Source organism: Streptomyces sp. MGP-P1, from assembly GCF_057766565.1.
Map to the genome: position 1 here is coordinate 1,092,771 of NZ_JBYMEM010000005.1, position 10,442 is coordinate 1,103,212.

Here is a 10,442-nt window from a genome sequence, read left to right on the forward strand (position 1 = left end):
CAACCCTGTGGATAACTGAGTGGTGATCGACGGCGATCGGGGCGGGATGGATTCGGACCACGACAGGAGCTCTGCGGGCGGGGGGAAGGACGTCTGGCCGCAGGCGTTGAACCGGCCGGCGGAGGCGCGGGACACCTCCGAAGCCATACCGCCGAAGTCCCCGCCGACGTCCCCGGTCCCGGCCCCGCACCCGGTCCCGGTCCCGGTCCCGGTGCCTGATTCCTCAACCACTGGCCGGGGCATAGCCGGGCTCTCCTTTCCCTACCAGGTGGTCGCGGCTCTGGCGCTGTCCCTGATCGGGCTGCTCGCCTGCACACAGGTGGCCATGGTGTTCCTGCACGTCGCCCCGTCCAACACGCTGTCCAAACAGCACGGGAAGACGATCGACCGCTGGATCTACCCGGAGTTCGAGCAGAACTGGAAGCTCTTCGCCCCCAACCCGCTCCAGCAGAACGTCGCCGTCCACGTGCGCGCCGAAGTGGTGGGGGCAGGGGCCGACGGCCGCCATACGACCAGGTGGATGAACCTGACGCACGAGGACGGCGAACAGATACGCGGCAACCTCTTCCCCAGCCACGTGGACCAGAACGAACTCCGTCGGGGCTGGGACTTCTACGTCAATTCCCACGACAGCGAGAACCGCCCCAACGGTCTGCGCGGGGAACTCTCCGAGCGCTACGTGCGGCGCATCACGATGCTGCGGCTGAGCGAGCGCAACTACGGCGGCACGATCGAGCGCATCCAGCTCCGTTCCGCCACCAGCTCCATCGCCCCGCCCCCGTGGAGCAACGAGAAGATCAGCACCCGGCCCGTCTACCGGGTACTCCCCTGGTGGACCGTGACGCCGGACGATCTCCCCGGGCGTGGCGCGGACCAGGACCGGGACGAGGCGCGCGGCGTGGAGGAGAGTCAGTGACCGTCCCCTCGCCCGCGGGCCCCCAAGGCGTGGGTCCCCAGAACGCGGGCCCCCAGAACGTCGGCACGCAGAACGGCGGCCCCCAGAACGCGGGCACACAGCCCCCGGCCCCCCGCCCGACCGTGCCCCTTTCCGGCGGTCCCGGCGGTCCAGGCGGGGCCGGGGGGCCCGGCGGTCCCGGCGGCCCCGGGGGTCCCGGGGGTCCCGGTGGCCCCGCCCGTGCCCTCCAGCGCGTCACCGCCTCGGCCCTCGGTCCGTACCAGAGCGCCGTCGTCCGGATCGGCTTCGCCGCCACCTACCTCTTCTTCCTGCTGCGCGAGCTGCCGAACCGCCATGAGCTGTACGGCCCGGACAGCCCGTGGCACTGGGACCTGGCCCGCCGGCTCACCAACGGCAACGAGGCCTTCTCCGTCCTGATGTGGACGGACAGCACGGTCTGGTTCGAGGCCGTGTACGCCCTCACGCTGCTGTCCGCTACGGCCCTGCTGCTCGGGTGGCGGACCCGGACCATGTCCGTCCTCTTCATGGTCGGCGTGCTCTCCGTGCAGAACCGCAGCATCTTCATGGGCGACGGCGGCGACAACGTCGTCCACCTCATGGCGATCTACCTGGTGCTGACGCGCTGTGCCCAGGTCTGGTCGCTGGACGCGCGGCGCGCGGCGCGCGACACGCGGCGCGCCGCAGCGGGGCTGCCGCCCCCGCGGGACATCGTGGGCCCGGTGCTCTGGGTCCTCCTCGGCCCCGTCCTCGTGGCGGCCACGCTGATGGGCGGTCTCGGCGGCACCTGGTGGCTCCCCACCCTGCTGTGGACGATCTGGCTCTCCGCCGCCGCGTGGTGGGCCGTGAACCGCTACCTGCCCCACGGTGAGCCGCGCACCCTGCTCGATGTGCTGGCCAACCTCGCCCACAACGCCACGCTCGCCGTGATCATGGCCGAGGTCTGCCTGATCTACGCGACCGCCGGCTGGTACAAGATCCAGGGATCGCGCTGGCAGGACGGCACCGCGCTCTACTACCCGCTCAATCTGGACTACTTCACCCCGTGGCCCGCCCTGTCGGACATCCTGGGCGCCAGCGGGCTGATGGTGATGGTGCTGACGTACGGCACGGTCATCGTGCAGGTCGCCTTTCCGTTCACCCTGTTCAACCGGCGGGTCAAGAACGTCCTGCTGGTCGTGATGATCTGCGAGCACGCGGGGATCGCCCTGCTCCTGGGGCTGCCGTTCTTCTCCATGGCGATGATCGCGGCCGACGCCGTGTTCCTGCCCACGGCCTTCCTGATGTGGCTGGGAGCACGTGCCGCGATCGGCAAGCGGCGACTGCTCTCCGGGCTGCCCGGCCGGTCGCGCTCATCGGGGGAGCCCGGGGCCCCCGGCGCCGTGTACGGCCCGGCCGGCGCACCGGAGGCCGGGCCGGTGCGGGACGGCGGGGGCGGCGGCACGGAGGAGCCCCGGCGTCAGGGTGGCGGCGGGGGCCATACGCTCGTCGGGTGAGCAGTGAGACCGGCAGAACCCAGCAGACCCCGACAGCGGCGGAACCCCGCCCGGCGGAAGACTCCCCGGCGGCGCCTCCTCAGGAGGAACCCCTCCAGTACGACGACGGCTACGGCCAGCCGGTCGGTGTCGGACCGCACCCGCTGCCCTGGCCCGAGGGCGAGCGCTACGACCCCGAGCTGCTGGCCCAGGGCGACCGGCGCAACGTCGGTGACGCGTACCGCTACTGGACGCGGGAGGCGATCGTCGCCGATCTCGACCTGCGGCGGCACGACTTCCACGTGGCCGTGGAGAACTGGGGCCACGACTTCAACATCGGGTCGGTGGTGCGGACCGCCAACGCCTTTCTGGCCAAGGAGATCCACATCGTGGGTCGGCGGCGCTGGAACCGGCGCGGGGCCATGGTCACCGACCGCTACCAGCATGTGCGCCACCACCCCGACACGGCGGACCTGACCGCGTGGGCGGCGGCCGAGGGGCTGCCGATCATCGGGATCGACAACCTCCCCGGCGCCGTACCGCTGGAGCGCACCGAGCTGCCGCGCCGCTGCGTCCTGCTCTTCGGTCAGGAGGGGCCGGGCCTGACCGAGGAAGCGCGTGAGCACGCCTCCATGGTGTGCTCGATCGCGCAGTTCGGTTCGACCCGGTCCATCAACGCCGGCGCCGCCGCCGCCATCGCGATGCACGCGTGGGTGCAGCGCCACGCCGACGTCCCGGACCCGCGAGGGACCCTCTAGGCCCTGTCGTCGAACTGCCGTCTGCCCCGCGGCGCCCTGCACGCACTCTGCACGCACTCTCGCCGCACCGGGCACACGCCCGAGGACGTCCCGCCCGAGTACGTCCCGTACGAGGACGTGAGCCCGGCATGCCGAGAGCACGCACCTGACCCCGCGGAGCCGCCCTCCGGGCGACGACGGGAGTTCGACGGCAGGGCCTGGTCACGCCTGGCGCCGCACCTCCACCACGCGGAAGCGGTTGGCGACGAAGGCTCCGTCGCAGAGCGCCGCGTTCGCTGCGGGGTTGCCGCCGGAGCCGTGGAAGTCGGAGAAGGCCGCGGTCTGGTTGACGTAGACCCCGCCGGTCAGGTTCAGCGAGAGCTGGGCGGACTCGTCCAGGCAGACGTCCTCGACGGCGCGCTCCACCTCGGGGGACGTGGTGTAGGCGCCGACCGTCATCGCCCCCTTGTCGCGGATCGTCCGGCGGAGCAGATCCAGGGCGGCGGTCGTCGACTCCACGGCGACGGCGAAGGACACCGGTCCGAAGCACTCCGAGAGGTAGGCCGCGCCGTCGTCGGTCTTGGTGCCGTCGAGCTTCACGACGACCGGCGTACGGACGACCGCGTCGGGAAATTCGGCGTTCGCGACCGTCCGCGAGGGAAGGGCCACCTCGCCCAGCTCACCGGCCGCCTCCACCCGGGCCCTGACGTCCGGGTTGACCAGGGCGCCCAGCAGGGCGGACGCACGGGCGTCGTCTCCGAGCAGTCCGGTGACGGCGGCCGCGATGTCGGCGACCACGTCGTCGTAGGACTTGGCGCCGTCGTCGGTGGCGATGCCGTCCCGGGGGATCAGCAGGTTCTGCGGGGTGGTGCACATCTGGCCGCTGTACAGCGAGAGGGAGAACGCCAGGTTGGCGAGCATGCCCCGGTAGTCGTCGGTGGAGTCGACGACGATCGTGTTGACGCCGGCCTTCTCCGTGTAGACCTGGGCCTGGCGGGCGTTCTCCTCCAGCCAGTCGCCGAAGGCGGTGGAGCCGGTGTAGTCGATGATCCGGATCTCGGGGCGGACCGCGAGGGTCTTGGCGATGCCCTCGCCGGGCCGCTCGGCGGCCAGCGCGACCAGATTCGGGTCGAAGCCCGCCTCGCTCAGCACCTCGCGGGCGATGGACACCGTGAGGGCCAGCGGAAGCACGGCGCGCGGGTGCGGCTTGACCAGCACCGGGTTGCCGGTGGCGAGGGAGGCGAAGAGGCCGGGGTAGCCGTTCCACGTGGGGAACGTGTTGCAGCCGACGAGCAGCGCGATGCCGCGGCCGGACGTGATGAACGACTTGTGCAGCTTCAGCGGATCGCGCTTGCCCTGCGGCTTGGCCCAGTCGACGGTCTCCGGGGTGCGGATCTGCTCCCGGTAGGCGTACGCCACGGCCTCCAGGCCACGGTCCTGGGCATGGGGCCCGCCCGCCTGGAACGCCATCATGAAGGCCTGGCCGCTCGTGTGCATCACGGCGTGGGCCAGCTCGTGGGTGCGGGCGCTGATCCGCGAAAGGATCTCCAGACAGACCAGGGCCCGGATCTCCGGTCCCGCCGCCCGCCAGGCGCCCGTGCCGGCCTTCATCGCCGGAAGCAGGACCTCCAGGTCGGCGTGCGGATACTCGACGCCGAGCTCCGGCCCGTACGGCGAGACCTCGCCGCCGGTCCAGCCGTCGGTGCCGGGCTGCCCCAGGTCGAGACGGGTGTTCAGAAGGGCGTCGAAGGCGGCCTTGCCCTCGGCCGCGCCGAGACTGCCCGGGGCGCCGCCCTCCCCGTAGGCCTTCGGGTGCTCGGGGTGCGGCGACCAGTACGCGCGGGTACTGATCGTGTCGAGGGCCTGGTCGAGCGTGGGCCGGTGGGTCTCGGACAGCTGCTGGGGGGTGAGCACGGCGGCCATGGCGGACCAACTCCTCATCGAGCCGGGCGGGGACGTACGGACGGAGTTAGAGTAACCGAACGATCGGTCGGGACAAGGGGTCCCCGGGGAACCTGTGGACAACTTCGGCGGTCCCCGCCTGTGCGGGGCTGATCCCTCATGGGGGAGGATCGCGGACATGACCACGGCCAAGCGGGACACGTACACACCGGAGACCCTGCTCACCGTCGCCGTCCGTGTCTTCAACGAGCGCGGTTACGACGGCACCTCCATGGAGCACCTCTCCCGGGCGGCGGGCATCTCGAAATCCTCCATCTACCACCATGTGGCGGGCAAGGAAGAGCTGCTGCGCCGGGCCGTGAGCCGGGCGCTCGACGGGCTCTTCGCCATCCTCGACGAGCCGGGGGCGCAGCGCGGGCGCGCGGTCGAGCGGGTCGAGTACGTCACGCGCCGGACGGTCGACCTGCTGATGGCCGAGGTCCCCTACGTCACCCTGTTGCTGCGCGTGCGCGGCAACACGAAGACGGAGCGCTGGGCGCTGGAGCGGCGCCGCGAGTTCGACCAGCGGGTGTCGGAGCTGCTCCAGGCGGCGGTCACCGAGGGCGACCTCCGGGCGGACGTGGACATACGGTTGGCGACCCGGCTGCTGTTCGGCATGGTCAACTCGCTGGTCGAGTGGTACCGGCCGCAGCCGGGCGGTTTCCCGGGGGAGGAGCAGCTCGCGGACACCATCGTCCAGCTGGCCTTCGAGGGGCTTCGGGCGAACGGCCGCTGAGCCCGTTTGTCGCGGTCAGGCGAGCTCGGCCGGCCGGTCCGGGCGCGGTCCGAGGTCCGTCTCCTCGAACACCAGCAGGGTGCGCGTCGAGAGCACCTCGGGGATGGACTGGATCCGGGTGAGGACCAGCTCCCGCAGTGCCCGGTTGTCCGGCGTGTGCACCAGGAGCAGTACGTCGAAGTCGCCGCTGACCAGGGCGATGTGGGTGGCCCCCGGCAGCGCCTGAAGCTGCTCGCGCACGGTGCGCCAGGAGTTCTGCACGATCTTGAGCGTGATGTACGCGGACGCCCCCTGGCCCGCCCGCTCGTGGTCGACCCGGGCGCCGAAGCCTCGGATCACGCCGTCCTCGACGAGCCGGTTGATCCGGGCGTAGGCGTTGGCGCGCGAGACGTGGACCCGTTCGGCCACGGAACGTATCGACGCGCGCCCGTCCGTCTGGAGGATGCGCAGGATGTCGCGGTCGATGGCGTCCAGCGGCCGAGCGGGCGGAACCGGAGGCTCCGCCGCCGGGCCGCCGACGGATGCGGCCGACGGGACGACCGCGGACGAGGCCCCCGGTACGGCCGCGGGTGCGGACGGGGGTGCGGTCGGCGGCGTGGCGGAGGGTGCGGTCGGCGGTGCGGCCGCGGGCGCGGCCTGGCGCGGCTCCTCGCCCCTGTCGGCCATTTGTTCAGCTGCCATCTGCCCGCGCCTCCCTGTTGTGGACGACCTGTTCCTATCCCAGGCTGTGGAGAACCGTTTGTCCACAGGCTGGCGGTGCCTGTAGCCAAAATGCCCCCGCGACCGAACAATCGGTAGGTGAGGCACCACCACATCCGTGCCCCGCCCACCCCTCGATACCTCGCTCCCTGTCGACCCTTGATCGACCACCCCCCGATCACCCTCGATGCCAGGAGGTGCTTCTCATGACGGTCCAAGAGCTGCCCGGCGCGGCCGCCTACCGGCCCACGCCGCCCCCGGCCTGGAAGCCGATCACCGACCCCGCCCCGCTGCTCCCGGACCCGGAGCCCTACCGGGTGCTCGGTACGGACGCGGTCGCCGACGTCGACCCCGAGCTGTTGCTCCGGCTCCACGCCGAGCTGGTCCGCGGGCGCCGCTACAACGCCCAGGCCACCGCGCTGACGAAGCAGGGCCGGCTGGCGGTCTACCCGTCGAGCACCGGTCAGGAGGCGTGCGAGATCGCCGCGGCCCTGGTCCTGGAGGAGCGCGACTGGCTCTTCCCCAGCTACCGCGACACGCTGGCCGCTGTCGCGCGAGGCCTGGACCCGGTCGAGGCGCTGACCCTGCTGCGGGGAGACCGGCACACCGGCTACGACCCGCGCGAGCACCGCATCGCCCCGCTGTGCACCCCCCTGGCCACTCAGCTTCCGCACGCCGTGGGGCTGGCGCACGCCGCCCGGCTCAAGGGCGACGACGTGGTGGCGCTCGCCATGGTCGGCGACGGCGGCACCAGCGAGGGCGACTTCCACGAGGCGCTGAATTTCGCGGCCGTCTGGAAGGCCCCGGTCGTCTTCTTCGTCCAGAACAACGGCTTCGCGATCTCCGTTCCGCTGGCCAAGCAGACCGCCGCCCCCTCCCTCGCCCACAAGGCCGTCGGCTACGGGATGCCGGGGCGCCTCGTCGACGGCAACGACGCCGCCGCGGTGCACCAGGTCCTCGGCGAGGCCGTGGCACGGGCCCGGCGCGGCGAGGGCCCGACCCTGGTCGAGGCGGTCACCTACCGCATGGAAGCCCACACGAACGCCGACGACGCCACCCGCTACCGGATCGACAGCGAGGTCGAGGCCTGGAAGGCGCACGACCCGGTGCGGCTGCTGGAGCGTGAGCTGACGGGGCGCGGGCTGCTGGACGACGAGGGCATCGCGCAGGCGAAGGAGGCCGCGGAACGCATGGCAGCCGCCCTGCGCGACCGGATGAACGCGGATCCGGAGCTGGCCCCGATGGACCTGTTCGCCCATGTCTACGCCGAGCAGACCAGCCAGCTCCGGGAGCAGGCGGCCGCTCTGCGTGCCGAGCTGGACGCCGAGCAGGACCACGACGAGCACGACGCGGAGGCGGGGCGATGACGACCGCGGCAGTGACGGCCGACGGACGTCGGGCGAAGGCGAAACCGGCCACGATGGCGCAGGCCCTCGGGCGCGCGCTGCGCGACTCGATGGCGGAGGACCCCACCGTTCATGTGCTCGGCGAGGACGTGGGCACGCTCGGCGGGGTCTTCCGGATCACCGACGGGCTGGCGAAGGAGTTCGGCGACGACCGCTGCACCGACACCCCGCTGGCCGAGGCGGGCATCCTCGGCGCGGCCGTCGGCATGGCGATGTACGGGTTGCGGCCCGTGGTGGAGATGCAGTTCGACGCGTTCGCCTACCCGGCGTTCGAGCAGTTGATGAGCCATGTCGCCAAGATGCGCAACCGCACCGGCGGGGCCATGCCGCTGCCCATCACCGTGCGGGTGCCGTACGGCGGCGGGATCGGCGGGGTCGAGCACCACAGCGATTCCTCCGAGGCGTACTACATGGCCACCCCCGGCCTGCACGTCGTCACTCCGGCCACGGTCGACGACGCGTACGGGCTGCTGCGGGAGTCGATCACCTCGGACGACCCGGTGATCTTCCTGGAGCCCAAGCGGCTCTACTGGTCCAAGGCCGACTGGTCGCCCGAGGCCCCCGCCGCGGTCGAGCCGATCGGCAAGGCCGTGGTGCGCCGTCCCGGGCGCAGCGCCACGCTGATCACGTACGGGCCCTCCCTGCCGGTCTGTATGGAGGCCGCGGAGGCGGCGGTCGCCGAGGGCTGGGACCTCGAAGTGGTGGACCTGCGCTCGTTGGTGCCGTTCGACGACGAGACGGTGGCCGCGTCGGTGCGGCGCACCGGGCGAGCGGTCGTCGTCCATGAATCCCCCGGATTCGGTGGGCCCGGCGGTGAGATCGCGGCCCGGATCACCGAGCGGTGCTTCCACCATCTGGAGGCTCCGGTGCTGCGGGTGGCCGGGTTCGACATTCCCTACCCGCCGCCCATGCTGGAGCGGCATCATCTGCCGGGAGTGGACCGGGTGCTCGACGCGGTGGCCCGGTTGCAGTGGGAGGCGGACAGCTGATGGCCAGGGTGCTCGAATTCAAACTGCCGGACCTCGGTGAGGGGCTGACCGAGGCACAGATCGTCCGCTGGCTGGTGGAGGTCGGCGAGGTCGTCGCCATCGACCAGCCCGTCGTCGAGGTCGAGACGGCCAAGGCCATGGTGGAGGTGCCCTGCCCCTACGGGGGCGTGGTGACGGCGCGGTTCGGCGAGGAGGGCACGGAACTTCCCGTCGGCGCACCGCTGCTGACGGTCGCCGTCGGAGCGCCGGAGGGGCTGGATCTCTCCGGGGCGCCCGGTCGCCCGCCGCATCCTCCACCGCCTCCACCGCCTCCACCGCCTCCACCGCCTCCGCCACGGAGTCCCCGGGCGGCTCGGGGAACGTGCTCGTGGGGTACGGGACGGGCGCACCCGCCGCGCGGCGTCGGCGCATCCGGCCGGACCGACTCGACCGGACGGTCGCCCAGACCCCGGCACCCGACGCCCCGGGGGACGATGCGCCCGCGCTCGCCCCGGCGGCGTCCGCCATGGCTCCCTCGTCCGCTGCCACCGAGACCGCTCCCGCGGCTGGGGCTGTCGCTGTGGTGAACGGGCAGGGCCCCGTGCCGGTGGTCTCTCCGCTGGTACGCCGGCTGGCCCGGCAACACGACATCGATCTGCGGCGGCTGACGGGTTCGGGCCCCGACGGGCTGATCCTGCGCGCGGACGTCGACGGCGCGATCCGTCAGGCGGAGGAGACCGCGGCGGCGACGGCCCGTGTGGCCCAGGCACCGGTCCAGGCACCGGCCCAGGCGCCTGCGGCTCCCGCGCCACCGGCTGCTCCGGCCGCCGAGCGGATTCCGCTGCGCGGGGTGCGCGGAGCGGTCGCCGACAAGCTGTCGCGGAGCCGGACCGAGATCCCGGACGCCACCTGCTGGGTCGACGCCGACGCCACCGAGCTGATGGCGGTCAGGGCCGCGCTGAACGCCGCCACGGGCCCGTCCGCCGGGCCGAAGGTGTCGGTCCTGGCCCTGCTGGCGAGGATCTGCACGGCGGCGCTGGCCCGGTTCCCCGAGCTCAACTCCACCGTGGACACGGAGGCCCGGGAGATCGTCCGGCTGCCCGGCGTGCACCTCGGGTTCGCGGCCCAGACCGAGCGGGGCCTCGTCGTTCCGGTCGTCCGGGACGCGCACACCCGTAACGTCGAGTCGATCGGGGCCGAGATCGCCCGGCTGACCGAGCTGGCGCGGACCGGGAAGCTGAGCCCGGCCCAGCTGACCGGAGGCACGTTCACGCTGAACAACTACGGGGTGTTCGGGGTCGACGGTTCGACGCCGATCATCAACCACCCGGAAGCGGCGATGCTCGGCGTCGGCCGGATCATGCCCAAGCCATGGGTGCACCAGGGCGAACTGGCCGTACGCCAGGTCGTCCAGTTGTCCCTCACCTTCGACCACCGGGTGTGCGACGGGGGAGCCGCGGGCGGCTTCCTCCGGTATGTGGCGGACTGTGTGGAGCAGCCGGCGGTGCTGCTGCGCACCCTGTAGCCGACGGGCCGGCGCACCGCCGGACGCGCCCCTCCGGGGCCG

Annotated in this window: 8 protein-coding genes and 1 pseudogene; 7 read left to right on the top strand and 2 right to left on the bottom strand. The window is 72.4% G+C overall.

Annotation, left to right across the window (positions count from 1 at the left end):
* The first annotated feature begins 46 nt into the window (after window positions 1–46).
* From AC3CH1_RS14425 to AC3CH1_RS14435, 3 genes are read left to right on the top strand one after another with little or no spacing between them, the layout of a single operon-like run.
* A complete protein-coding gene (locus tag AC3CH1_RS14425) occupies window positions 47–916 on the top strand; it encodes a DUF5819 family protein (RefSeq protein WP_488463254.1) in 870 nt (289 codons plus the stop codon).
* On the top strand, window positions 913–2,409 hold the full coding sequence (locus AC3CH1_RS14430; protein WP_488463255.1) for an HTTM domain-containing protein: 1,497 nt from the start codon (window positions 913–915) through the stop codon (window positions 2,407–2,409). The genes AC3CH1_RS14425 and AC3CH1_RS14430 overlap by 4 nt, the downstream gene beginning before the upstream one ends.
* Window positions 2,406–3,146 carry a TrmH family RNA methyltransferase gene (locus AC3CH1_RS14435; protein WP_488463256.1) on the top strand — a complete coding sequence of 247 codons (741 nt, stop codon included), beginning with the start codon at window positions 2,406–2,408 and terminating at the stop codon, window positions 3,144–3,146. The genes AC3CH1_RS14430 and AC3CH1_RS14435 overlap by 4 nt, the downstream gene beginning before the upstream one ends.
* 201 nt (window positions 3,147–3,347) lie before the next feature.
* Here AC3CH1_RS14435 and paaN read toward each other — a convergent pair whose 3' ends face one another.
* Window positions 3,348–5,048 (bottom strand): phenylacetic acid degradation protein PaaN, encoded by a 1,701-nt coding sequence (paaN, locus tag AC3CH1_RS14440; RefSeq protein WP_488463257.1) that lies wholly within the window; start codon window positions 5,046–5,048, stop codon window positions 3,348–3,350.
* A gap of 157 nt (window positions 5,049–5,205) precedes the next feature.
* On the opposite strand from paaN, the gene AC3CH1_RS14445 reads away from it, so the two are divergent.
* Complete coding sequence (locus tag AC3CH1_RS14445) at window positions 5,206–5,802, top strand: TetR/AcrR family transcriptional regulator (RefSeq protein WP_018957271.1); 597 nt, start codon at window positions 5,206–5,208, stop codon at window positions 5,800–5,802.
* Between the two features lie 15 nt (window positions 5,803–5,817).
* Here the strand turns inward: AC3CH1_RS14445 and AC3CH1_RS14450 are convergent, their stop codons facing one another.
* Window positions 5,818–6,468 (bottom strand): Lrp/AsnC family transcriptional regulator, encoded by a 651-nt coding sequence (locus tag AC3CH1_RS14450; RefSeq protein ID WP_488463507.1) that lies wholly within the window; start codon window positions 6,466–6,468, stop codon window positions 5,818–5,820.
* A 239-nt stretch (window positions 6,469–6,707) separates the two neighbouring features.
* Between AC3CH1_RS14450 and pdhA the strand changes: the two genes are divergently transcribed.
* From pdhA to AC3CH1_RS14465, 3 genes and pseudogenes are all read left to right on the top strand, one after another.
* Window positions 6,708–7,868, top strand: coding sequence for a pyruvate dehydrogenase (acetyl-transferring) E1 component subunit alpha (gene pdhA / locus AC3CH1_RS14455; RefSeq protein ID WP_488463258.1), 1,161 nt, complete (start codon window positions 6,708–6,710; stop codon window positions 7,866–7,868).
* Window positions 7,865–8,896, top strand: a complete 1,032-nt coding sequence (locus tag AC3CH1_RS14460; RefSeq protein WP_488463259.1) for an alpha-ketoacid dehydrogenase subunit beta — start codon at window positions 7,865–7,867, stop codon at window positions 8,894–8,896. The genes pdhA and AC3CH1_RS14460 overlap by 4 nt, the downstream gene beginning before the upstream one ends.
* Window positions 8,896–10,400 (top strand): annotated as a pseudogene (locus AC3CH1_RS14465) (dihydrolipoamide acetyltransferase family protein). The gene AC3CH1_RS14460 and the pseudogene AC3CH1_RS14465 overlap by 1 nt, the downstream one beginning before the upstream one ends.
* Window positions 10,401–10,442: the final 42 nt, after the last annotated feature.

Coding starts and splice junctions, on each gene's coding strand:
- AC3CH1_RS14425 (WP_488463254.1), top strand. CDS start 47: ATGGATTCGGACCACGACAGGAGCTCTGCGGGCGGGGGGAAGGACGTC.
- paaN (WP_488463257.1), bottom strand. CDS start 5,048: ATGGCCGCCGTGCTCACCCCCCAGCAGCTGTCCGAGACCCACCGGCCC.
- AC3CH1_RS14445 (WP_018957271.1), top strand. CDS start 5,206: ATGACCACGGCCAAGCGGGACACGTACACACCGGAGACCCTGCTCACC.
- AC3CH1_RS14450 (WP_488463507.1), bottom strand. CDS start 6,468: ATGGCCGACAGGGGCGAGGAGCCGCGCCAGGCCGCGCCCGCGGCCGCA.
- pdhA (WP_488463258.1), top strand. CDS start 6,708: ATGACGGTCCAAGAGCTGCCCGGCGCGGCCGCCTACCGGCCCACGCCG.
- AC3CH1_RS14460 (WP_488463259.1), top strand. CDS start 7,865: ATGACGACCGCGGCAGTGACGGCCGACGGACGTCGGGCGAAGGCGAAA.